Below are 22,766 nucleotides of genomic sequence, written 5' to 3'. Positions count from 1 at the left end.
CATGTTGACATTTGTTAACACCCGCCCTATCCTCTTGCCTCAGCATGGCTGATCGGCCGCGGCATCCGCACAAGGAGATCGAGGCGGTCGTCGCCGAGGCCGAACGGAAGGGCTGGCGCTGGCGCAAGATGGGGCATTGGGGGCGGCTGTTCTGCCCGCATGCCGGCCGCGACGGCTGCCAGGTTGGCGTGAACGGGACACCGAAGAACCCGGAAGACCACGCCCGGCAGGTGATGCGGGCGATCGCGCGCTGCCCGCATGGAACGGAGGATGGCCCGTGAAGAGGTTCGAGTTCAGCATCATCGCATCGGGCCTCGATCCCGAGGCCGAGGATTTCGAGCAGCGCTTCTATGATGCCGGCTGCGACGATGCGGCGATCGCGTTCCAGAAGGGCCACATCATCGTCGATTTCACGCGCGAGGCGAAATCCATCGGCGAGGCCATCGTCTCGGCGGTGCGTAACGTGCAGGCCGCCGGCGCCAGGATCGATCGCGTCGAGCCCGACCCGCTCGTCAGCCTTTCCGACATCGCCGCGCGAAGCGGAATGACGCGCGCGGCGATGACACAATATTCCAAGGGGCAGCGCAGCCGGGGTTTCCCCGCGCCGGTCGCCCGCGTGACGTCCGACAGCCCGCTCTGGGATTGGGCCACGGTGGCAAAATGGCTGTTTCAGCACGACAGGCTCAGCCGCGACGAGGCGATCGCGGCGGCCGCCGTGCGGGCGGCCAACGAAGCGATCCGGTCGCGCGCCGGCAAGCTCGAAGATGCGCTGAAGGGAAGCCTGAAAGCGTACGAGAAAGAGCTCGACCAGGCCGCGTGAGTGCGGGATGCAGCGGCATCGCATATCAGTATGGTGTGGCGAACAGTTTGCTTGCGGCGATCCTTCGAGACGCCCGCCTTGGGCGGGCCCTCAGGATGAGGACCTGGTTTGCGGCACAATGGTCGGTCCTCATGTTGGAGGTGCCGGGACCCTCCGCATAAATCTTCGCGCGCCCTGTCGATCGTCACGGTCGCTTCCACCATTTTCCGCTATACTCGTCCCGGTAGCATCACCCGGAGGCGCATCCCATGGAGCACGCGGCCAGCACCGACCACAACCCCACCGCCAAAAACCTCGTCATCTGCTGTGACGGGACCGGCAACGAGATCTCGGAGAACATCTCCAACGTCCTGAAGCTGTATCGCTGCCTGCGCAAGACGGACAAGACGCAGCCGCGGCAGCTGGTGTTTTACGATCCCGGTGTCGGCACGGTGACGGAGCCTTCGACGTGGCACCGCTGGAAGGCCAATATCAACCTGGTGCTGGGGCTCGCCACCGGCTACGGGCTCGATGAGAACGTGCTGTCGGCCTATTGCTTCCTGGCCGAGCATTACACGCCCGGCGACAAGATCTATCTGTTCGGTTTTTCGCGCGGGGCTTACACGGTTCGCGTGCTGGCGGGGCTGATCCACAAGATCGGCCTGATCTCGCCGGAGCAGGCGAACCTCGCAGGCTCGGGCATGGTCGCCTACAAGCAATATTCCGGCACCGGGCGCGGCAACGACATCGAAGACCTCAAGGACGTCGCTTTCGACGAGAGCGGGCCGCTGCCGAAGGACGCATTCGACCTCGCCGCGCAGTTCGCGCGCATCACCTCGACGCGCTGGCCGACCATCCACTTCATCGGCGTCTGGGACACGGTGGCGAGCGTGATCGTGCCGCGGCGCGACAATTTCTTCTTCGTGTTCAGCCTGGAGGAGCTCGCCTTCACGCGGCGCGATCCGAGCGTCAAGATCTTCCGGCAGGCGATCGCGATCGACGAGCGGCGCCGCATGTTCCGCCTCAACAAGTACGAGGAGCCGCAGGAGTTCTGGAGCAACCGCTACGTGCCCGACGAGAAGAAGCTGCCGCAGGACATTCTGCAGGTGTGGTTCGCCGGCGTGCATTGCGACGTCGGCGGCGGCTATCCGGAAGCCGAGAGCGGGGACTCCAAATATCCGCTTGTGTGGATGATCGAGGAGGCCGAGAAGGCCGGGCTGAAGTTCAACCCGCGCACGGTGAACCAGCTCGCCTGGGGCATCCAGCGCAAGAACTCGCCGTTCAGATATGTCGAGCCCGCTTACACGGGGAAGACGGGAGAATTGCACGATTCGATGAATGCGGCCTGGCGCGTGCTGGAGTATTTGCCGAAGAGCGCAAAGTACAAGGAATGGCCGGAGCGGAAGGTCACTTTCGGCTTCTACATCCCCGATTGCGAGCCGCGCGTCATCCCCGAAGGCGCGCATGTGCATGAGAGCGTGCTGAAGCGGATGGCGGTGGAGCCGAACTATCGGCCGGTGAACCTGCCGAAGGCGTATGTGACGGTGCCGATGCCGGTGGGGCCGCAGCATGCCGAGGCGGCGGCCGATGAGGGCGTGCTGCCACCCTCCCCTGGAGGGGGAGGGTCGGCTCACATGGAGCAGAGCGACATGTGAGACGGGGTGGGGTGACGGTCTCTCCACGGAGGCGCTGCCCGAGGGGAGAGATCACCCCACCCCGTCTCGCCTCGCTACGCGATGCGAGCCGACCCTCCCCCTCCCGGGGCGGGTGGCAACCCATTACCGCCGCTTTCTGCTTTCGCCGACACTTTTCATTAAAATTCTCCCGCCAACCTTAGCCTGATCGCATCATCTCTTTTCCATCATTGGGACAAACCACCCGCCGCGATACCTGCGGAATTGGAGGAGACGTGCCAATGCATCCGCGCAAATATGTCCGCGTGAAGCCCGCAGGGCTGGTGTCGCGACAGGCCAAGATCATCACCGACCCGCGCGCGCCGGTGATCCCGTGCACGCTGATCGACTATTCGCCCGGCGGGGCCTGCGTCGATCTCGGCGGACAGGTGAAGATTCCCGATCGCTTCGAGCTGCTCCACGTCAACACCAAGAAGCGCTGCCGCATCGCCTGGAAGCGCGGCACGCGGGTGGGCGTGGTGTTTTAGGGGATCTTACCCTCCCCTGGAGGGGGAGGGTAAGAAAGAAGCTACTTCCGCATCCGGGCCTTGGCGCCGGCGACGATCTGCATGGCGACGCCGGCGATCCAGCCGGCGAAGACGAGCCAGGTCCAGGCCATGTGCGGATCGAGCCGGAGCACGATCACGGCGACCGAGGCGAGCGCGGTCAGCGTGGCGCAGAGCGTGCCGGCCGCGCTCAGAAATTCCGCGGCGTCGATCTCGCCATGTGCATCGTCGAAAGGCATTTGCGGCGTGTCGATGCCGAGATAGAAGCCGACGGCCCCCAACGCCATCATCAGCAGCAGGAATCCCTGCGTGGTGAGCGTGGGGATCGCAGATCCCACATAGGCGCCGACGAACAATCCGCACGCCGCCCCCGCCATCGCAAGACCCACACGCTCGAACACATGGGCAGTTTTACGAACACCAAAACGCATGGCCGGCCTCCGCGAGGCGTTGAATGCGGAGAGGTTAGGACAGTTTTGGGGGGCGTGGAAGGTGAGGAGGTTATAGCGATCGGCTTAGCTCCCTCTCCCCGCGACGAGCTTCGCTCGCGCTGGAGGCGAAGACCTCACCTCGCCCCGAACGTGGTCTTGCCGAACAGCGCCTTTTGCGCCTGTGGCTGCGAGCGCCAATATTGCGGCGGGGCCTCGACCTCGCCGCCGAGCGCGGCGGCGGCGTGCCAGGCCCAGCGCGGGTCGTAGAGCATGCCGCGGGCGAGCGCGACCATGTCGGCCTTGCCGGATGCGACGATCTCCTCGGCATGCCCAGCGTCGGTGATCAGGCCGACGGCGATGGTGGGCAATCCCGTCTCGCGCTTGATGGCCTCTGCGAACTGCACCTGATAGCCGGGGCCGAGCGGAATCTTCTGCAGCGGCGAGACGCCGCCGGAGGAGGCATCGATCCAGTCGACGCCGCGCGCCTTCAGCGCTCGCGCAAATTCGATCGTCTGCGCCAGATCCCAGCCGCCCTCGACCCAGTCGGTCGACGACACCCTCATGCCGACCGGCTTGTCCGCTGGGAAGGCGGCGCGCACCGCATCGAACACTTCGAGCGGAAAGCGCAGGCGGGCCTGAAAGGACCCGCCATAGTCGTCGGTGCGCCGGTTCGAGACCGGCGAGAGGAATTGATGCAGCAGATAGCCGTGCGCGCCGTGCACCTCGATGGCGTCGATGCCGAGCCGCGCGGCGCGCTTCGTGGAATCGACGAAGGCCTCGCGGATGCGCTTGAGGCCCGCCGCATCCAGCGCCAGCGGCGCGGCCTCGCCTTCCTTGTGCGGCACCGCTGACGGCCCCACCGTCTGCCAGCCGCCCTGCCCCTCCGGAATCAATTGGCCGCCGTCCCAGGGCCGCGCGCTACTGGCTTTGCGACCGGCATGGGCGAGCTGCATCGCGACCGCGGCGGAGGAATGCTTGCGCACGGAGCTCAGGATCTGCTTCAGCGCCGCTTCGCAGGCATCGCTATAGAGCCCGAGGCAGCCCGGCGTGATGCGGCCGATCGCCTCGACATGCGTCGCCTCGATGCAGAACATCGCAGCGCCCGACAGGCTGAGATTGTTGATGTGGGTGAAGTGCCAGTCGGTGGCGACGCCGTCATCGGCCGAATACTGGCACATCGGCGACACGATCACGCGGTTCTTCAAGGTCAGGCCGCGCAGCTTGATCGGATTAAACAGGGCGCTCATGCGGGGAGTTCCGGGGGATCGAGGGCGATGGAGGGAGTGTAGTGAGGGACGCGCGGATTGCTAGGCGCGCGGTGGAATGGCCGGTAGCCTCGGCGTGCATTTCCGCAATCGAAGCTGGACGCGAGATGGCGCCACACATTCCGCTGTCGTCCCGGACAAGCGTCAGCGCAGATCCGGGACCCCAGCGCGAGCGCTTGCGCTCGTCGCCATAACCACAGGGAGACGTGGTTACGGCGACTCGAATTTACCGGCGTCAGGCAACGACTTCTTCCCGGGAGTATCGCGACGAGCGCAAGCGCTCGCGCGGGGGTCCCGGATCTGCGCGCGCTTTAGGCGCGCTTGTCCGGGACGACAGTGGGGCTACTCCGCCAGCGTGAATTGCAGCAGCAAGGTCCGCTGCAGCATCGAGAAATTGTCGTCGGAGATCAGCGTCAGCACGGTCTCGCCCTCAGTGGTGACGTGGGCGTCGATGCCTTCCATGTTGTCGATCTCGTGGCCGAGATCGGCGGCGAACAGCGCGGGGCCGTCGACCAGCGCGCCCGGCGCGATCGACGTCAAGGGGATGGCGCGGATGCGGATGTTGACGCCGGTGAACCAGGAGAATTTGCGTTCGAGGATCAGAAGCTCGCCGGAGGGCAGCAGCACGGCATCGCTGATGTCGTATTTCTCGGTGCGGCGGACGCTGAACTGGCCGGGCGTGGGGCCGCCGATCAGGAAGGCGACGAGATTGCCGTCGGCATCGAGCCCGCGCTCGGAGAACGCGATCAGCGTGCCCGCGAGCGGCATGTTCTGGTCTTTGCCTTTGGGCACGACCACCATCGCCTCCAGCCCCTTGTTGTAGGGCAGCTTGCGCAAGGCCGGCGGGACGGCGATCACCTCGCCGCGGGCGCGTGTGCCGCCCTTGGCAAAGTCGTAGCGCAGGATCTGGTTGACGCGCTCGAGCCCGACATAGACGAGGTTGCCGTCGCGCGCGATCGATTCCGAATCCCACCAGAGGTGCTTGTCCGTGATCGGCCGCCCCTCGGCGCCGAGCAGCGGCGCGGCCTCGACCTCCGCGAGCCCGGCCATGTCGCGGCCGGAATAGCGGATGCTGCCGGTGAACCAGCCGCCCTGGTCGGAGATCGCGAGGAAGCGCTCGCCCTTGCCGTCGAGGAAGCGGATGCCGGACAGGCCGCCGAAGCCGCGATAGGGCGAAGTCAACACCAGGCCGCTGCGATATTCCAGCGAGCCGAAGCGCGTGCGCGAACGGTCGCGCGGCTCGAAATTGGGGATGGCGCGCGCGTTGACCTCGACGCTGACAGGCGCGGCGACGGCGTGCTCGACCTGCGCGCGCGGCGGCGGCTCGGCCGCACCTTGCGCCCGCGCCAAGCCGGAGACTGCGAGAGTTGAAAATCCTGCCGCAGCAAAGCCGAGAAAGCTGCGGCGGGATGAAAGCGTGCTCACGAATGCAATTTGCGTCGCGGGCGGGCGGGTGCCTGCGTGGGCGCCGTGTTGGTCTCGCTGAAGAGCTCGGCGAGTTTTTCGGTGATGGCGCCGCCGAGCTCCTCGGCGTCCACGATCGTCACCGCGCGGCGATAGTAGCGCGTGACGTCATGGCCGATGCCGATCGCGATCAGCTCGACCGGCGAGCGGGTCTCGATCTCCTCGATGATGTGGCGCAGGTGCCGCTCGAGGTAATTGCCGGGATTGACCGACAGCGTGGAATCGTCGACCGGCGCGCCGTCCGAGATCATCATCAGGATCTTGCGCTGCTCGGCCCTCGCCAGCAGGCGCTTGTGCGCCCAGTCCAGCGCCTCGCCGTCGATGTTCTCCTTCAGGAGACCCTCGCGCATCATCAGGCCGAGGTTCTTGCGCGCACGGCGCCAGGGGGCGTCGGCCGACTTGTAGATGATGTGGCGGAGATCGTTGAGGCGGCCGGGATTGGCCGGCTTGCCGGCGGCAAGCCAGGCCTCGCGCGATTGCCCGCCCTTCCAGGCGCGCGTGGTGAAGCCGAGGATCTCGACCTTGACGCCGCACCGCTCCAGCGTGCGCGCGAGAATGTCGGCGCAGGTCGCGGCGACCGTGATCGGGCGGCCGCGCATCGAGCCGGAATTGTCGAGCAGCAGCGTCACCACGGTGTCGCGGAACGTCGCCTCCTTCTCGTGCATGAAGGACAGCGGGTGATAGGGATCGGTCACGACGCGCGACAGGCGCGCCGGGTCGAGGATGCCCTCTTCGAGGTCGAACTCCCAGGCGCGGTTCTGCTGCGCCATCAGGCGCCGCTGCAGGCGGTTGGCGAGGCGGGCGACGATGCCTTGCAGATGCGCGAGCTGCTTGTCGAGATAGGCGCGCAGCCGCTCCAGCTCGTCATGGTCGCAGAGATCTTCCGCCGCGATGACCTCGTCGAACTTCGGTGCGAAGGCGTGGTACTCCGGCCCGCGCGGCTCGTTCCTGCCATGCGCGTTCGGACGCGTCGCCTCGCCCGGCGTCTCGTCGTCGCCGAGCTCGCCGTCGTCGAAGGTGTCGGAGGTCGAGGCCTGCGCGCTTTCCATCGCGCTCTCGCTCATCTCCTCGCTCGTCGCCTGCGCCTGGTCGGCGCTCATCTCCTGCGCGGCGTCGGAATCGGGCGAGCCCTCGGCGCCGGACTGATCGTTGTCGCCGTCCTGGTTCTCGTCGTTCTCGTCATTGTCCTCGCTGTCGGCGTTGCGCTCGTCGCCGAGCTCGAGCGCCGACAACAGATCATGCACGGCGTCGCCGAACCTGGCCTGGTCCTCGACCACGCCGTCGAGCCGGTCGAGCCGCCTGCCGATCTTGTCTTCGAGAATCGGACGCCAGAGGTCGACCATCTTCTTCGCCGCCGTCGGCGGCGCGAGGCCGGTCAGGCGCTCGCGCACCAGCATCGCCAGCGCATCGGCGAGCGGCGCGTCGGCACGGTCGGTGATCTCGTCGAACTTGCCGCGATGGAAATGGTCGTCGAGCATCGCGGTGAGGTTCTTGGCAACGCCCGCCATGCGGCGCGCGCCGATCGCCTCGACGCGAGCCTGCTCCACCGCCTCGAACACGCCGCGCGCCTGCGGATTGCCGGGCATCAGCTTGCGGTGAACCTTGGGATCGTGACAGGCGAGCTTGAGCGCGATGGAATCGGCGTGGCCGCGCACGACGGCGGCGTCACGCTTGGTCATCTTGCGCGCCGGCTCGGGCAGCCGCGCCTTGCCCGGCGCAAGGCCCGGGCGCTCGGCGGCGAAGGAGACGTCGAGCTCGGGCGATTTCGCGATCGCCTTGAGGCAGGAGGCCACCGAGCGCTTGAACGGCTCGGTCGGCGCTTCCTTGTTGCTGCGGAATTTGGAGTTGGAGGTGGTGCTCATCTCGATCTCACCGTCGTCCCCGCGAAAGCGGGGACCCATAGCCACAGGGAGCAGTTAGTGAGCACACTGATGGCCCAATCTTCGCAAAACCACAGCCGGTGGTCATGGGTCCCGGATCTGCGCTTCGCCCTCGACAACGCTTCGCGTTGCCAAGCGCTGCGCTTGTCCGGGACGACATCTCAAAGCTCAGCTCAGCGCCACATTTACCGCCGATTCCGGCAGCTCCGCGTTGAAGCAGCGCTGGTAGAATTCGGCGACCAGGGGACGTTCGAGCTCGTCGCACTTGTTGAGGAAGGTGACGCGGAAGGCGAAGCCGATATCGCCGAAAATGTCGGAGTTTTCTGCCCAGGTGATCACCGTGCGCGGGCTCATCACCGTCGACAGATCGCCGTTGGCGAAGGCGTTGCGGGTGAGGTCGGCAAGGCGCACCATCTTGTTGACGATGTCGCGTCCCTCCTGGGTGCGATAATGCTTGGCCTTGGCCAGCACGATCTCCACTTCCTCGTCGTGGCTGAGATAGTTCAGCGTGGTGACGATCGACCAGCGGTCCATCTGGCCCTGGTTGATCTGCTGGGTGCCGTGATAGAGGCCCGAGGTGTCGCCGAGGCCGACGGTGTTGGCGGTCGCGAACAGGCGGAACGCCGGGTGCGGCTTGATCACCTTGTTCTGGTCCAAGAGCGTCAGGCGCCCCGAGACTTCCAGCACGCGCTGGATCACGAACATCACGTCCGGGCGGCCGGCGTCGTATTCGTCGAACACCAGCGCGACGTTGTGCTGGAGCGCCCAGGGCAAAATGCCGTCGCGGAATTCGGTAACCTGCTTGCCGTCACGGACCACGATGGAGTCCTTGCCGACGAGGTCGATACGGCTGATGTGGCTGTCGAGGTTGACGCGCACGCAGGGCCAGTTCAGCCGCGCGGCGACCTGCTCGATATGGGTGGATTTGCCGGTGCCGTGATAGCCGGTCACCATCACGCGGCGATTCTTGGCGAAGCCGGCGAGAATGGCCAGCGTGGTGGCGCGGTCGAAGCGGTAATCGGAATCCACTTCGGGCACGTGAGGATCGACTTCGGAATAGGCCGGGACTTCGAGATCACTGTCGATCCCGAACACCTGGCGCACCGACACTTTCATGTCGGGCAGACCGGAAACTTCCTCAACTTTGGACAGGGCGGCGGTCGTCATCAATCCTCCGAGGTCCCGGGCGGTCCCGAAACCGGTTATTCGCACGTTGGCTGCGGCTGGGTGCTGGAAAGCAACCTATCAGAGACAAGTGGCGGGCAGAAGCCCGCCCTCCAATCAAAGTTCCATTGTCTTTTCATTTAGATAGGCAAGGAACGCAGATTTTGGAGGGCTGCCTTGCGAATCACGCCCGCATTTCGCACCCGGGGGAAACGGCCCAGCCTATGCGAATGGCAAATTTCGCCGGTTCTCCTTATGTAGGGTTCAAAGCCCCGCGCGCCAGCCCGCCACAGAGACGACGTGACGTCCTTCCTCGATCCCCTCATCTCCTTCGTTTCGGCCCATGCGTGGCTGGGCTATCTGACCCTGTTCCTGGCGGCGCTGCTCGAAGCCGTGCCGGTGGTGGGATCGGTGATCCCCGGCTCCACCATCATCCTGGCGCTGAGCGCCCTGGTGCCGGGCGGCGAGCTGCAGCTGCCATGGGTGCTGCTGGCGGCGGCGCTGGGCGCGGTGCTGGGCGACGGCTCGGCCTATTGGATCGGGCACCGGCGGCAGCGCGAGATCCTCAACACCTGGCCGTTGACCAATTATCCGCGCGTGGTCGCGGAGAGCGAAAGCTTCTTCAACCGTTTCGGCACCTGGGCCGTGTTCTTCGCCCGCTTCGTCCCGCCCGTCCGCGCCTTCGTCCCCGTGACCGCCGGCGCACTGGGCATGGCGCCCGCGAGATTCTACGCGGTGAACATCCCGGCGATCCTGGCCTGGGCGCCCGCACATGTGCTGCCGGGCGTGCTGGCGGTGTCGGCGCTGCACGAATATGCCGGACTGCATCATCATGGACATGTCGGCAAGCACATCTGGATTCTGACCGTGGTGGGGGTTGCGATCGTGCTGGGGCTGGCTGTGTGGATCTATCGCCGGCGGAATGGCGGCGCGGTCGCGGAAGCCAAGCCGCGGGCCTGATGGCGCGACGCCCGGCGTCCGGTCGCGGCCTCGACCTTGCTCCTCTCGAGCACGGCGGCCGAACAGCACGCCGCACAAGAGGCGGGCAAACAGAGCTCTCCGTTGCCCAAATTGCGATCCGCTACGGATCCGCGCTGCGCAAATGTTCGTCAGCGGGACACGTTGTCGATTAATTGCTTCACGGCGCAGTGCCTTCGGATGACCCTTCTCCAATCACAGGCTGGCCGTTGCGGCCGCCGACATGACCGGAGGTGGTTGCATGCGCTCGAAAACAGCTCTTCGCATGGTCTCGTTTGCGATCTCGGCCTGCGCGGGCATCTTGAATCCGGCTTCCCAGGCCAAGGCCGAAGAGGTCCTGAAGGCACGGCTTGCGCAGAACCTCGCACCGATCTCGGGCCTTGCGATTGTCGCCAAGGCGAACGGCCTCTTCGGCAAGCAGGGACTCGATATCTCGGTCTCGAATTTCACCAGCGGAAAGCAGTGCCTCGACACGGTGATGGGCGGAGGCGCAGATATCGCGACGACCGCCGAAGCTCCGGTCACGGCGGCTGCGATGGCCCAGCAGCCGATCGCCTTCGTCGCCGGCATGGAGTACTCCGATCTGAAGACGATGACGGCCGCGTCCGCCGCAATCAGGACCAAAGCGGATCTGCGCGGCAAACGCATCGGCTTCACAGCCGGCACGGGGAGCGAGGTCTACACCTCGGCTCTGCTGAAGGCGGCGGGATTGACCGCCAAGGACGTCACGCTCGTCAACCTTCGTCCCCAGGAGATGCTTCCCGCTCTGGCGGCGGGAAGCATCGAGGCGTTCGACACCTGGGAGCCGCACGTGGCCAATGCAAAGAAGGCGCTCGGCGAGGGGGCCGTCCTGCTCGATACCAAGGGGCTCTACTCGGAGACCTTCAACATCGTCGTGACGCGGCCCTATCTGGAGGCAAACCCGGCCATCGTCAGCAAATTCCTGGCTGCTCTCATTGAAGCGGAAGGCTGGGTGAAGGCCCATCCGGACGAAGCGATCGACATTGTCGCCGCCGCAACCGGCATGAAGCGCGACGAGCTGGCGCCGATCTGGTCGGATTACGTCTATCACGTGCGCCTCGACGACAAGCTGCTCGAGACGTTGAAGACGCACGCGGCCTGGCGGCTCGAGACCGGCAATCACCCGCCGGGGGCGGGGATGCCTGATTTCTCGAAGGTCATCGCGGCGGCGCCGCTGAAGGCGCTTGATCCCGCCCGTGTGACACTGTCGGCCAATCCATGAGCACCGGCGGGCACAACCGTGCGACGACGGCCGGACGCCTGAGCGTGCTTGTCGGCGCGCTCTCCGTGCCAGCTTTCGTCGGCGTATGGGAATTGATCGCGCGCTCGCGGATCGTCAACGCGGTGCTCTTCCCGCCGCCGTCGACGGTCGCTGTCGCCGTCCTTGACTGGATCCACAGCGGCCAGTTTTTCGGCGACCTCTGGGCGAGCCTGTTCCGCGTCACCGTGGGTTTCCTGATCGGGACGACGGGCGGGATCATGCTCGGCATGCTGACGGGCCGGTTCCGGCTGGTCTCGAGCCTGCTCTCGCCGTTGTTTCATATCCTTCGCCCGATCCCCCCGATCGCCTTCGTGCCCATCGTGATCCTCTGGTTTGGCTTGTCGGAGGCCGGCAAACTCTTTCTGGTCGTCTGGGGAGTGTTCTTCACCGTATGGCTCGCGACCCATATTGGCGTTCAGAAGGTCGATCGCGGTCTCGTTCGCGCCGCGCTGATGCTCGGCACGCCACGTCGGCAGATGCTCTCGGAGATCATCCTGCTGGGGGCGCTTCCCTACATCGTTGTCGGCCTGCGCACCGCCGTCAGCATCTCCTTTTACACGCTCGTGGCCGCCGAGCTGGCAGGCGCGTTCGCCGGCATCGTCTACCGGATCGAGATTGCGCAACAGAATATGCAGACCGGACAGGTCATGGGAGGGCTGGCGGCGCTCGGACTGCTCTCCTTCGTCGCCGATCGTTCCTTCGCGGCCATTGCCGAGCGCGCCGTATGGTGGCGATGATGCACAACCCGCTTCGACCGACATCGCCGCTCCGGCTCGTGGATGCTCCGCCGGAGCCTTCATCGGCAGTGCCGGAAGCGACCATCCGGGTCGAGAATTTGAGCATCGTGTTCGACGTGCCGCGCGGTCAGGTCATTGCGGTGGACCGGGTGTCCCTGGCCGTGATGCCGGGTGAGTTCGTCTCGCTGGTTGGTCCGTCGGGCTGCGGCAAGTCTACGCTCTTGAACGCGATGGCGGGTCTCGAACGGCCGTTCGAAGGCGAGGTCATGGTAGCTGGCAAGCCGATGCTGGCACCTCGACCGGATATCGGGATGGTGTTCCAGCAGCCGCATCTGTTCCCCTGGAAATCGGTGCGCCGTAACATCGCTCACGGACCGCGCGCGCTCGGCAAGTCGAGAACGGAGGCGCTTCGGATCGCCGACGACCTGATCGACATGATCGGGCTGACAAAATTCGCGAGCGCCTATCCGCATACGCTTTCAGGCGGCATGCAGCAGCGGGTGGCGATTGCTCGCGCCCTCGCGAACCAGCCGCGTGTGCTGCTCATGGACGAACCCTTCGGTGCTTTGGACGCGCAGACCCGGGCCGTGATGCAGGATAACCTGCTCGAACTGCGCGACCGGATCAACGCCACGATTGTTTTCGTCACGCATGACATTGACGAAGCCATTCTCCTGTCGGATCGCGTGCTGATCATGAGCGCCGGGCCGGGCCGCATCCTGCGGGATCTTTCCGCGGGCCTGCCGCGCCCGCGCTCCAGCGCTATTCTGACCGACCCCGCCTATCTCGCGCTCAAGCGGGATTGCCTTGACCTGATCCGGACCGAAGGCCGCAAGGCGTTCGAGCAAATGGAAACAGTGACCTAGCCCCAATGGGGCTGGGCTATCGCGTATGGCACCTTGCGAGATCTGAACGCGCGCCTCGTCCTTCGAGACGACCGCTTCGCGGTCTCCTCAGGATGAGGCTAAGAGGCATCGGTGCTCGCTGAAACTCGCGCAACACACTTGGTCCTCATCCTGAGGGCCCGCCTATGGCGGGCGTCTCGAAGGATGGCCACAGGCGAAATCGCTCCCATATGCGATTACCCTGCCCCAGCGGGGCTGGCATAGCTCTTGAATGGATCTGCTCCAGCTACGAGGGAGCGGGCAGATGTCAGCGGCAACTCTCAAGACGACGGCCGGGATCATGCTGGCGGAGTCGGATGCTCTGGTCAGATCGTTGCCAGGCTTGCTCGACCATCTGAGCGAGGCTGACCAGCGCCGTGTGAAGGCAATCGGTCGCCACGAGGTTCTGGACACCGGCAAGCATATCTGGCGCCAGGGAGACACGCAGAACGGCATATATCTGATCGAATCCGGCCGGATCCGCAGCTATTACGCAGCACCTTCGGGGCGCGAGGTGACGCTCGCCTACTGGTTTGGCGGCAATTTCGTCGGCGGGCCCGACCTCTTCGGAGCTGGTGCGCATATGTGGTCTTCGGTTGCCATCGAGCGCAGCCGGCTGCTGTTTCTGCCTGGCCCCGCGCTGCGCGAGCTTGCGCTTCAGTCGGCGTCCATCGCGGTGGCGCTGCTGGATGCCCTGGCCTTCAAGGCAAGGTGCTACTCGGCCATGGCGCAGATGCTCGGCACACGATCGGTGACCGAGCGGTTGCAGCGTCTTTTGATCTTTCTGTCGAATATCTACGGCTCGCAGCACGGCCGCGAGATCGTGCTCGGCATTCCGTTCACCCATGGCGACCTCGCCAACCTGATCGGGGCGACGCGACAATGGGTGACGGTGCAGCTCTCTCGCATGCAGGCGAGAGGCATCATCCGCTACGACAGGGGCCTGATCGTCATTCTGAATTTGCGTGCGCTCGACCTCGAAATCGTCTAAGTCGCGGCACGCGCATAGACATTCAGCCCGAACAGAGCGTCGCCATTGTCCCGCTGCCATCGCGAGGCGAAGTCCAGGAGGGCGTGGTCGTGCCATGCGGGGGCCAGCAGGGTGACGCCCATCGGCATGCCGCTGGCGAGCGTCGCATTGGGAAGCGCCACCGCACACAGATCCAGAAGATTGACGGAATAGGAGTAGTGACCAAGACGCGTATTGAGCGCGATGGGGTCTTTCAGCATTTCCGCAATGGTGAAAGGACGCGGCGCGGTCGGCACGACCAGGACGTCGATCTGCTTGAAGAGGAGCTGGACCTGCCGCCGCAACTTCAGGAGACGATGTTGCGCCGCGAATGCGTCAGCCGCCGAAAATTGCGCCGCGGAATGCAGGACTTTGCGCGTAACCTCCAGCAGATCACCATGATCGATGTCGAAAAGCTTGCTGATCGCAGCGTAGCGCTCGGCGATCCACGGTCCCGAGAAGAGCATTTCGCCGGCCTCGGCGAAAGGTGTGAAGTCGATCTCGAGGGCCTCGCCTCCCAGTCCCACCAGTCTCCCGCAAGCCTGTTCGTAAAGCGCGTCGCATTCGGGCAACCCGAATGAATTGAGCTGAGGGGCGGAAATGCGCCCGAAGCGGAATTCGTCGGGGACAGCGGATGACGGGCCGCGCGCTTCGCGGCTGTAGGAATCCTCCTCGTCGAAGCCCTCGATGAGCTCCAGCAACAATTTGCCCTCGGTGACGGAATTGCAGAAGATCGACGGACAATCGATCGTGGGGCAGTTCGGAACCAGTCCGCGGGATGAGACAAGCCCGACCGTCGGCTTGATTCCGATGATGCCGTTGAAACCTGCCGGCACCCGGCCTGAGCCGCCGGTGTCGGTGCCAAGTGAAAAGGCAACGTGACCGGCCGCCACGGCGACGGCCGAGCCCGAGCTCGATCCGCCCGAGATATAGCGATCATCGGCGGCACTTGGGCAGGCGCCGTGAGGTGACCGGGCGCCGGACAGCCCGGTCGCGAATTGATCCAAATTGGTCTTGCCGAGACAGATTGCGCCGGCCGCGGCGAGGCGCTCGACGCACCGGGCCGATCGCTCCGCAACATAGGCGAAGGATGGACAGGCCGCCGAGGTCGGCATGCCCTTCACGTCGATGTTGTCCTTCACGCCGAAAGGCACACCGAGCAGAGGCAGCAATTCGCCCTGCGCGGCGCGACGTGCGAGAGCCTCGACCTCCGCCAGCGCCTCTTCCATGGGCCTCACATGGATCCAGCAATTGCGGTGTTGGTCACGTTCGATGCGCTCGTACGCCATCGCGATCGCCGAGCTCAGTTCGGCCGAGGTGCGAAGGGGGCGGCTGCGGCGAGTTAGGGCGACGGCTTGCGACACAAATGGCTCCCGAGGAGATCGAAGGTGCTGCAAACCTGCCCGGAGGTGGACGGGACGGAAAGCAATTAAGCGCTTCTGCTGCCGCCGTGAACCGGACCGCAAGTTGGAGCGATCACGAACTCCCCGCCCTCCGTCCCGGCGCGGGCCCGACATATCTCGCTCTCGGCCGGATCAGCTTGCCGAACTGCAATTGCTCGCTGGCATGCGCGATCCAGCCGACGCTGCGGGCCATCGCGAACAGCGCGAGCTCGCTGCCGGCGGGCAGGCGCAGCGCGTGCACGAGGACGGCGAGCGCATAGTCGATGTTGACGAATTCGCCGGTCGCCTCCGCGATGCGCTCGGGCACCTCGCGGGTGAATTTGCGCGGCGCGCCGGCGCGCGACAAGGCATTCAGCAGCGATTGCGCGCGAGGATCGCCACGCTTGTAGACGCCATGACCGAAGCCAGCGAAACGCTCGCCGAGCGCGACGCGCTCGCGCACGACAGGCTCGACGTCGCGATCGACCAGCGTCTTGACGAGCTGCGAAGCCAGCACGCCGGCACCGCCATGCTTCGGCCCTTTCAGCGCGGCAAGGCCGGCGATGACGGAGTCGAAGAGATTGAGGCCGGTCGAGGCCGCGCAGCGCGCGGTGAAGGTCGAGGCGTTCAGCTCATGATCGGCGAGGAGGACGAGCGCGCGGCGGATCAGATCGGGCGCATGCTTGTTGTCAGGCGCCCAGGCACGCGCGACCTGTTGATGCAACGGCTCGTCCGACGGCTCGGCATTGAGCATGGTCGCAACCAGCAGGCGGACGATGCGCGCGCCGACCATGGCGCGGCCATCAGGCGCGCGGGTGAAGGCGCGAGGATCGGCGCTCGCGGCCAGCGCCAGCACGGCGATCGCGCGGTCGATCGGCGCCGCCCGGCGCGCGGCCTGTCCGATCGTGCGCATCTCCTCCGATATCTCCGGCTGATTATCTGGATCGAACGGATCGACGCCGGAGACGTCCCAGAGCAGCGTCGCCGTGTGCTCCAGCGTGTCGCTCTCGGAAAGATCGACGCAATTGACGCCGCGGTAGATCGCGCCCTCCTCGGTGATGGTCGAGATCTCCGTGTCCATCACCGGCAGGTCGGCGTCGAAGCTGCGCAGGCCGCGCGGCTCGGGGGACGGCACGCGCCGTTCTTTGAGCGCGCGGACGTCCTCGGCGCGATAGCGGTTTTTTCGCGAGTCCGGCGTCGGCTCGGAGCGGATCAGGCCGCGGCTGACATAGGCGTAGAGGGTGGCCGGGGAGATCGCGAGCTCGGCGGCGGCTTCACGGGCGGAGAGGTACAGCCCATCGGAATTTTTCATATTGATTTATGTAATCAAGATTGATCAATCTGTCGAGAGGCCCGACCTTTCCGCAGTGAAAGGAGACAGGCCATGAACATCCACCTCACCAAGAGCCAGATCGGGCTGGACGGCGTTCCCGCGGCTGAGACCGTGCTGAGCCATGTCGATGGCGAGCGCGGCGAGTTGATCATCGCCGGAGAGCATGTCGGCCGGCTGGCAAGCCAGTCGAGTTTTGAGGGCGTGACCGCCCGGCTCTGGAACGGCGCGAGCAAGAGCGGCTTGAGCGAAGCCAATGTCCGCGCAAGCCTCGGCGTGGCGCGGGAGCGCGCATTTGCGCGGTTGCCGGACCTCTTACCCGCGACGCACGGTATGGGCATCGTCGACGGGTTCCGCGCCGCGGTCGCCGGGCTTCGCGCGGAGAACGGGATCGAGCACGAGGCGACCATCGTCGGTGCGTTTCCGGTGATTGCGGGCGCGCTGGTTCGTCAGGCCAAGGGACTACCGCCGGTCGCGCCCGATCCGAATGCAAGCCATGCGGCCGATACGCTGCGGATGCTGCGCGGTGCCGCGCCGGAGCCGCGTGAGGTCGCCGCACTGGATGCCTATTTCGTCACGGTCTGCGACCACGGCATGAACGCCTCGACCTTCACCACGCGCGTGGTGGCCTCGACCCAGGCCGACCTGTTCGCCGCCGTCACCGCCGGTTACTGCGCACTGACCGGACCGCTGCATGGCGGCGCGCCGGAGCCGGTGCTGGAGATGTTAGACGCGATCGGCTCCAGCGAGCGCATCCGGCCATGGGTGGATGCGGCGCTCGCGCGCGGCGAACGGCTGATGGGCTTCGGCCATCGCGTCTATCGCGTGCGCGATCCCCGCGCCGACGTGCTCAAGGCCGCGATCGAGCGGCTTTCGGCTGAAGGCGCCGACCTGCCCTTTGCCGGCGAGGTCGAGGCCTATATCCGCAGCGCGCTGCGCAGGAAGAATCCCGATCGGCCGCTGGAGACCAATGTCGAGTTCTTCACCGCGATCCTGCTCGATGCGCTGGCGATTCCACGGCAGGCGTTCACGCCGGTTTTCGCGATGGCACGCGCCGCGGGCTGGACCGCGCACGCGCGCGAGCAGCAGCGGACGGGGCGATTGATCCGGCCGAGCTCGTCCTATGTGGGGGCGATGCCGGAGTGAAGCGCGGTGGCGGAGCGATACGCTCCGTCGTCCCTGCGAAAGCAGGGACCCATACCGCGTGATCTTTCGATCGTCCGAGGTGGGAGTACCGCGGCAAGACTTCGTCACTACGAGTCTTCGCCAAACTGCTCCCTGGGGCTATGGGTCCCGGATCTGCGCGCGCTTAAGGCGCGCTTGTCCGGGACGACACTGATGGTGTGGCGCCGATTGCAGCAGCAGTCTGAGGGAGCCCCTACGCCTCCCGCACCACCGTCTTCAGATAATTATAGGCCTTGATGATCTCGATCAGGCGGTCTTCGGTGGAGCGATCGCCGCCATTGGCGTCGGGGTGATGCTGCTTCACCAGCGCCTTGTACTTGGTCTTGACGTCGGCAAGCGTGGCGTCGGGGCCGAGGCCCATGACCTGGAGCGCCTTGCGCTCGGCATTCATCACCTTGCGCGCCTCGGCCTTGGGCTGGGCTTCGGGGCCGCGGCGCCAGTTGGCGCGGCCGTTGATCTCGGAGAACATGCTGAACGGGTCGAAGGCGCCGTCGATCTCGGCTTCCGATCCCTTCTTGCCGCCATTGGCGCCCATCTTCCAGGTCGGACGATGGCCCGTCAGAGCGTCCTTCTGGTAGCGCGCGACGGCTTCCGGATTCATGCCGGAGAAGAAATTGTAGTTCTGGTTGTACTCGCGCACGTGGTCCAGGCAGAAGTGCCAGTACTCACGCTGGTTCTCGCGCCCCTTCGGCGCACGATGCGACCCCTTGTTCGCGCAGCCCGCCCACTCGCAGTTGACCACGGTGTCGCGCGGCTTCGCTTCCGGCTGCTTGCCTCGCGGCTTCACGCGGATGGAGTCGAAGAACTTTGATGAATCGATCGGCATGGCTGACTTTGACTACGCAATGCAAAAACCTTCAAGTCTTGACATTGCAATTCGCTGAGCACCCGGTCGCAGTTACCTTGGACGTCCGGGTATTGACGGGGTGCGATCGCGCACCTTAATGGCACACATGGCCATGAAAGACACTATCAGCAACAAGTTGCAGGAAGCTTTCACGCCTGAAAGCCTGCAAGTCGTCGACGAGTCACATCTGCATGAAGGCCACGCCGGCCATCGGCCGGGCGGCGAGACGCACTTCCGTGTGTATATCGTGTCTGCCGCCTTCAAAGGGAAGAGCCGGGTCGACCGCCATCGCATGATAAATTCGGCGCTCGCCGCGGAACTCTCCGGCGGCGTGCACGCGCTCGCCATCAATGCGCAGGCGCCGGGGGAAGGCGGAAGCTAACCCCACTGTCATGCCCCGCGAAGGCGGGGCATCCAGTACTCCGAGACAGCGCGGCTATAGCCGAGCCGCTGCGGCGTACTGGATCGCCCGCCCCAGTGCGCAAGTGCGCACAAGGCGGGCGATGACACCGAGTGTGAGGCTCAAAACGACGTCCCGGCCCTTCTCGGCTTTGCCTCCTCCAGCTCTGCTTCCCGCGGCACCGGTGAAATACGGAGCGCGGTGATGCGGTTGCGCTCGCGGCGGAGGACACGGAAACGGAAGCCGTGGAAGGTGAAGCTCTGGCCGCGGTCGGGAATCGAGCGCGCCTCGTGAATGACGAGGCCGGCGACCGTCGTTGCCTCTTCATCGGGCAGGTGCCAGTCCATGGCGCGGTTGAGGTCGCGGATCGGCACCGAGCCGTCGACCACGACCGAGCCGTCCGGCTGGGCGCGCACGCCGGCCACCACGACGTCGTGCTCGTCGGAGATGTCGCCGACGATCTCTTCCAAAATGTCTTCCAGCGTCACAAGACCCTCAACCTCGCCGTACTCGTCGACGACGAGTGCGAAATGGGTTTTTCGCCGGCGGAAGGCCTTGAGCTGCTCGGAGACGGGCCGCATCTCCGGCACGAACCAGGGCGGCAGCGCGATGGTGGAGACGTCGATGCGCGAGGTGTCGCCGTCGGAGGCGCGGATCGCGCGCAGCAAATCCTTGGCGTGCAGCACGCCGATGATGTTCTCCGGCTTCTCGCGCCAGAGCGGAATGCGGGTGTATTCGGTCGCCAGCACCTCGCGCACCAGCTCTTCCGGCGGCAGATCGGCATTGATCATCATCATCTCGGTGCGATGGATCATGACGTCGGAGACCTGGAGCTCGCGCAGGTCCAGGAGGCCGCCAAGCATGTCGCGGTCATGCTTCTCGAACTTGCCTTCGTGGTGCAGCAGGTCGACCGCGCCGCGCAGGCGCTCGGTCGGCGACAGGATGGCCTGATGCTCGCCGGCCAAGCCAAACAGCCGCATCAGCAGGCGCACGATGACCTCGACTATTCTGAGCAGTGGACCCAGCACGTACATCGTCAGCCGCATCGGGCGCGCGACCGCGAGCGCCATGCGATCCGGCGCGTTGATCGCGATGGTTTTCGGCAGCACCTCGGCGAAGATCACGACCAGGGCGGTCATCACGCCGGTGGCATAGAGCACGCCGACATCGCCGAACCAGGACGTGAAGATGCCGGTGGCAAGCGCGGACGCGCCGATATTGGCGATATTGTTGCCGAGCAGAAGCGCGCCGATCAGGCGCTCGCGCATGTCGAGCAGCTGCGAGACGACGTCGGCGTCGCGATTACCTTGCTTGGAGAGGCGGAGCATGCTGGCGCGCGAGGCGCCGGTCAGCGCGGTCTCGCTCGCGGCGAAGAACGCCGAGACCAAGAGGCAGAGGACGACGATGGTGAATCCGAGCCAGTCCATGCACCACTCAACAGAAATGATCGGCCGCGCATCAAGCCTTCTGCGCGAGCTTGTCCTCGAGGAAGTCGCGCACCGGCGCCGGCTCGACATCCTTCGCGATCACCGCGCGGCCCACGGCTTCCAGCAGGATGAAGGTGAGCTTGCCGCGCTTGACCTTCTTGTCCTGCGCCATCAGCGCCATCAGCGCGTCGGCGTCGGCAAGGCCTTCCTGCGCAAAACCCGCGATGTCCTGCAAGCGCGTCGGCAGGCCGGCTTCGATCAGGTGGCGTTCGACACGCGCCGCCTCAAGCTCGCCGATCATGCCTAGCTTAGCGGAAAACTGCGCCGCCAGCGTCATGCCGATCGCGACGCCCTCGCCGTGGAACAGGCGGTCGGAGAAGCCGGTCGCGGCTTCCAGTGCGTGGCCGAAGGTGTGGCCGAGATTGAGCAGAGCGCGCTCGCCGGTCTCGCGCTCGTCGCGCGAAACGACGCCCGCCTTGGCACGGCAAGAGGTCGCGATCGCATGCTCGCGCGCGGAGCCGCCCTTGAAGATGTCGGAGTGGTTCTTTTCCAGCCAGGAGAAGAAGGCCTCGTCGCCGAGCACGCCATATTTGGCGACCTCGGCATAGCCGGCGCGGAATTGCCGCGGCGACAGCGTGTCGAGCACGGCGGTGTCGGCGACGACAAGCACCGGCTGGTGGAAGGCGCCGAGCAAATTCTTGCCCTGCGGCGAGTTGATGCCGGTCTTGCCGCCGACGGACGAATCGACCTGCGCCAGCAGCGAGGTCGGCACCTGCACGAAATCGACGCCGCGGCGCAGGATCGCCGCGGCAAAGCCGGCGAGATCGCCGACCACGCCGCCGCCGAGCGCGATGACGAGATCGTTGCGCTCGATTCGAGCGGCGATCAGGGCCTCGCTGACCTTTTCGAGGCCGGCATAGGTTTTCGAGATCTCGCCCTCCTCGACCACAATGCGCGAGGTCGGGATGCCGGCGGCGGCAAGCGACGCTTCGGCCGGCTCGAGCCAGTATTTTGCGACGGTGCGGTCGGTGACAACGGCCGTACGCACGCCCGGCCGCAAGGCTGCGATCCGTTCGCCAAGCGAAGACAGCACGCCGCGGCCGATGACGATGTCATAGGCGCGATCCTCCAGCGCGACGTCGACCTTGACGGGATCGGAATGTTTCAACGGCGCAGTCATCTTAACGCACTCGCAACGTCGGCAGGTGGTTGGGCGGCCTGTTCGCCGCAGAGATGGGCGTGCAGCGCCGCGATGCATTCCTCGACGATTCTATCGTGCGGCACGTCGCGCGAGGCGATCGTGAGGTCGGCATTGGCATAGACCGGCTCGCGCTCGGTGAGCAGGCGCGTCACGGTTCCCTCGGGGTCGGCGGTCCGAAGCAGCGGACGGTCGGCACGACGACGCACGCGGCGCATGATGACGTCGTGGTCCGCCCTGAGCCAGATCGAGATGGCTTTCGCCGCGATGCGCGCGCGCGTCTCCTCGCGCATGAAAGCGCCGCCGCCGGTCGCCAGCACCACGGGACCACCCTCGAGCAGGCGCGCGATCACCCTTGCCTCGCCATCGCGGAAATGCGCCTCGCCATGGCGTTCGAAAATCTCCGGTATGGTCATGCCGGCCGCCGCCTCGATCTCGGTGTCGGCATCGACGAAGGGCAGCTTGAGGCGGACCGCCATGCGCCGGCCGATGGTGGATTTGCCCACCCCCATCATGCCGACGAGCACGATCGAGCGCGCGCCGAGTGCCGACAGGATGTCGGCCTCGGGCGAAGCGGGAATCGGCAACGCGGCGTCGGACATAAATCTCGCTCGATCTGCCGCCAAAGGCGGCATGGTTTGGCCACCTATACGACCCCGCAGGGACCCTCGCCAGAGGACTCTTGCCACGAAACGGCGAACATGTTGGATGATTTCATTGGTTAATTTGGCCGCCTGGCCCCTTACCCGAGACCCCAGAACGATGCCGAGCTTGTTCCGCTTCCTGACGGTCGTCGCCGTGATCGCCGGCATCGTCTATGGCGTGGTCTTCGCGCTGGCGAACTTCGTCAATCCGAAGCCGCGGGAAATGACGGTGACGATCCCGCCGGATAAGTTTCTCAAGAAATAGCAGCTAGGCTCCGGGC

Annotated in this window: 23 protein-coding genes; 12 read left to right on the top strand and 11 right to left on the bottom strand. The window is 65.6% G+C overall.

Translation table 11 applies throughout. From position 1 onward, the window contains the following. The first annotated feature begins 44 nt into the window (after positions 1 to 44). The 4 genes from CVM73_RS31655 (at position 45) to CVM73_RS31640 (ending at position 2,960) form a co-directional block, all read left to right on the top strand. The gene (locus tag CVM73_RS31655; protein WP_100235699.1) at positions 45 to 281 is read left to right on the top strand and encodes a hypothetical protein; all 237 of its coding nucleotides are present in this window, start codon (positions 45 to 47) and stop codon (positions 279 to 281) included. Next, complete coding sequence (locus tag CVM73_RS31650; protein ID WP_100235698.1) at positions 278 to 820, top strand: hypothetical protein; 543 nt, start codon at positions 278 to 280, stop codon at positions 818 to 820. Before CVM73_RS31655 ends, CVM73_RS31650 begins: the two co-directional genes overlap by 4 nt. Positions 821 to 1,068: 248 nt before the next feature. Beyond that, positions 1,069 to 2,454 (top strand): T6SS phospholipase effector Tle1-like catalytic domain-containing protein, encoded by a 1,386-nt coding sequence (locus CVM73_RS31645; RefSeq protein WP_100235697.1) that lies wholly within the window; start codon positions 1,069 to 1,071, stop codon positions 2,452 to 2,454. Positions 2,455 to 2,714: 260 nt separating this feature from the next. After that, positions 2,715 to 2,960: a PilZ domain-containing protein gene (locus CVM73_RS31640; RefSeq protein WP_167407165.1), complete on the top strand. Its 246-nt coding sequence runs from the start codon at positions 2,715 to 2,717 to the stop codon at positions 2,958 to 2,960. A gap of 41 nt (positions 2,961 to 3,001) precedes the next feature. On the opposite strand, the gene CVM73_RS31635 is transcribed toward CVM73_RS31640, so the two are convergent. From CVM73_RS31635 to cobS, 5 genes are all read right to left on the bottom strand, one after another. Continuing rightward, complete coding sequence (locus CVM73_RS31635; protein WP_100235695.1) at positions 3,002 to 3,409, bottom strand: hypothetical protein; 408 nt, start codon at positions 3,407 to 3,409, stop codon at positions 3,002 to 3,004. 134 nt (positions 3,410 to 3,543) lie between these two features. Next, positions 3,544 to 4,656 carry an NADH:flavin oxidoreductase/NADH oxidase gene (locus CVM73_RS31630; RefSeq protein ID WP_100235694.1) on the bottom strand — a complete coding sequence of 371 codons (1,113 nt, stop codon included), beginning with the start codon at positions 4,654 to 4,656 and terminating at the stop codon, positions 3,544 to 3,546. Between the two features lie 360 nt (positions 4,657 to 5,016). After that, positions 5,017 to 6,099 carry an esterase-like activity of phytase family protein gene (locus tag CVM73_RS31625; RefSeq protein ID WP_100235693.1) on the bottom strand — a complete coding sequence of 361 codons (1,083 nt, stop codon included), beginning with the start codon at positions 6,097 to 6,099 and terminating at the stop codon, positions 5,017 to 5,019. Next, a complete protein-coding gene (cobT, locus tag CVM73_RS31620; RefSeq protein ID WP_100235692.1) occupies positions 6,096 to 8,000 on the bottom strand; it encodes a cobaltochelatase subunit CobT in 1,905 nt (634 codons plus the stop codon). Before cobT ends, CVM73_RS31625 begins: the two co-directional genes overlap by 4 nt. 186 nt (positions 8,001 to 8,186) lie before the next feature. After that, positions 8,187 to 9,185, bottom strand: a complete 999-nt coding sequence (gene cobS, locus CVM73_RS31615; protein ID WP_100235691.1) for a cobaltochelatase subunit CobS — start codon at positions 9,183 to 9,185, stop codon at positions 8,187 to 8,189. Between the two features lie 297 nt (positions 9,186 to 9,482). On the opposite strand from cobS, the gene CVM73_RS31610 reads away from it, so the two are divergent. From CVM73_RS31610 to CVM73_RS31590, 5 genes are all read left to right on the top strand, one after another. After that, on the top strand, positions 9,483 to 10,142 hold the full coding sequence (locus CVM73_RS31610; protein WP_100235690.1) for a DedA family protein: 660 nt from the start codon (positions 9,483 to 9,485) through the stop codon (positions 10,140 to 10,142). 259 nt (positions 10,143 to 10,401) lie between these two features. Next, entirely contained in the window at positions 10,402 to 11,403 is a 1,002-nt protein-coding gene (locus tag CVM73_RS31605) for an ABC transporter substrate-binding protein (protein WP_100235689.1), read from the top strand. Continuing rightward, positions 11,400 to 12,179, top strand: a complete 780-nt coding sequence (locus CVM73_RS31600; protein ID WP_100235688.1) for an ABC transporter permease — start codon at positions 11,400 to 11,402, stop codon at positions 12,177 to 12,179. Before CVM73_RS31605 ends, CVM73_RS31600 begins: the two co-directional genes overlap by 4 nt. After that, entirely contained in the window at positions 12,167 to 13,045 is an 879-nt protein-coding gene (locus CVM73_RS31595; protein ID WP_167407164.1) for an ABC transporter ATP-binding protein, read from the top strand. Before CVM73_RS31600 ends, CVM73_RS31595 begins: the two co-directional genes overlap by 13 nt. Positions 13,046 to 13,328: 283 nt before the next feature. Then, on the top strand, positions 13,329 to 14,054 hold the full coding sequence (locus CVM73_RS31590; protein ID WP_100235687.1) for a Crp/Fnr family transcriptional regulator: 726 nt from the start codon (positions 13,329 to 13,331) through the stop codon (positions 14,052 to 14,054). Here the strand turns inward: CVM73_RS31590 and atzF are convergent. Together atzF and CVM73_RS31580 are read right to left on the bottom strand one after the other, a co-directional pair. Next, the gene (atzF, locus tag CVM73_RS31585; RefSeq protein ID WP_245452486.1) at positions 14,051 to 15,436 is read right to left on the bottom strand and encodes an allophanate hydrolase; all 1,386 of its coding nucleotides are present in this window, start codon (positions 15,434 to 15,436) and stop codon (positions 14,051 to 14,053) included. The genes CVM73_RS31590 and atzF overlap by 4 nt on opposite strands. A 112-nt stretch (positions 15,437 to 15,548) precedes the next feature. Further along, the gene (locus CVM73_RS31580) at positions 15,549 to 16,766 is read right to left on the bottom strand and encodes a citrate/2-methylcitrate synthase (protein WP_100235685.1); all 1,218 of its coding nucleotides are present in this window, start codon (positions 16,764 to 16,766) and stop codon (positions 15,549 to 15,551) included. A 72-nt stretch (positions 16,767 to 16,838) separates the two neighbouring features. On the opposite strand from CVM73_RS31580, the gene CVM73_RS31575 reads away from it, so the two are divergent. Then, a complete protein-coding gene (locus CVM73_RS31575) occupies positions 16,839 to 17,930 on the top strand; it encodes a citrate synthase/methylcitrate synthase (RefSeq protein WP_100235684.1) in 1,092 nt (363 codons plus the stop codon). A 232-nt stretch (positions 17,931 to 18,162) separates the two neighbouring features. On the opposite strand, the gene CVM73_RS31570 is transcribed toward CVM73_RS31575, so the two are convergent. Then, positions 18,163 to 18,795, bottom strand: a complete 633-nt coding sequence (locus CVM73_RS31570) for a J domain-containing protein (RefSeq protein WP_100235683.1) — start codon at positions 18,793 to 18,795, stop codon at positions 18,163 to 18,165. A gap of 127 nt (positions 18,796 to 18,922) precedes the next feature. Between CVM73_RS31570 and CVM73_RS31565 the strand changes: the two genes are divergently transcribed. Next, on the top strand, positions 18,923 to 19,198 hold the full coding sequence (locus tag CVM73_RS31565) for a BolA family protein (RefSeq protein WP_100235682.1): 276 nt from the start codon (positions 18,923 to 18,925) through the stop codon (positions 19,196 to 19,198). A gap of 140 nt (positions 19,199 to 19,338) precedes the next feature. Here the strand turns inward: CVM73_RS31565 and CVM73_RS31560 are convergent, their stop codons facing one another. The 3 genes from CVM73_RS31560 to CVM73_RS31550 are packed head-to-tail and all read right to left on the bottom strand — an operon-like array spanning position 19,339 to position 22,443. Next, entirely contained in the window at positions 19,339 to 20,643 is a 1,305-nt protein-coding gene (locus tag CVM73_RS31560; protein ID WP_100235681.1) for an HlyC/CorC family transporter, read from the bottom strand. A 31-nt stretch (positions 20,644 to 20,674) separates the two neighbouring features. Then, positions 20,675 to 21,823: a 3-dehydroquinate synthase gene (gene aroB / locus CVM73_RS31555; protein WP_100235680.1), complete on the bottom strand. Its 1,149-nt coding sequence runs from the start codon at positions 21,821 to 21,823 to the stop codon at positions 20,675 to 20,677. Continuing rightward, the gene (locus CVM73_RS31550) at positions 21,820 to 22,443 is read right to left on the bottom strand and encodes a shikimate kinase (protein WP_167407163.1); all 624 of its coding nucleotides are present in this window, start codon (positions 22,441 to 22,443) and stop codon (positions 21,820 to 21,822) included. The genes aroB and CVM73_RS31550 overlap by 4 nt, the downstream gene beginning before the upstream one ends. Positions 22,444 to 22,603: 160 nt before the next feature. On the opposite strand from CVM73_RS31550, the gene CVM73_RS31545 reads away from it, so the two are divergent. Beyond that, the gene (locus CVM73_RS31545) at positions 22,604 to 22,750 is read left to right on the top strand and encodes a hypothetical protein (protein WP_035669499.1); all 147 of its coding nucleotides are present in this window, start codon (positions 22,604 to 22,606) and stop codon (positions 22,748 to 22,750) included. Positions 22,751 to 22,766: the final 16 nt, after the last annotated feature.

This window comes from Bradyrhizobium forestalis (genome assembly GCF_002795245.1).
Classification (GTDB): domain Bacteria; phylum Pseudomonadota; class Alphaproteobacteria; order Rhizobiales; family Xanthobacteraceae; genus Bradyrhizobium; species Bradyrhizobium forestalis.
Note: the sequence above shows the minus strand (reverse complement) of the source record. Positions and strands in the feature narration are given on the sequence as shown.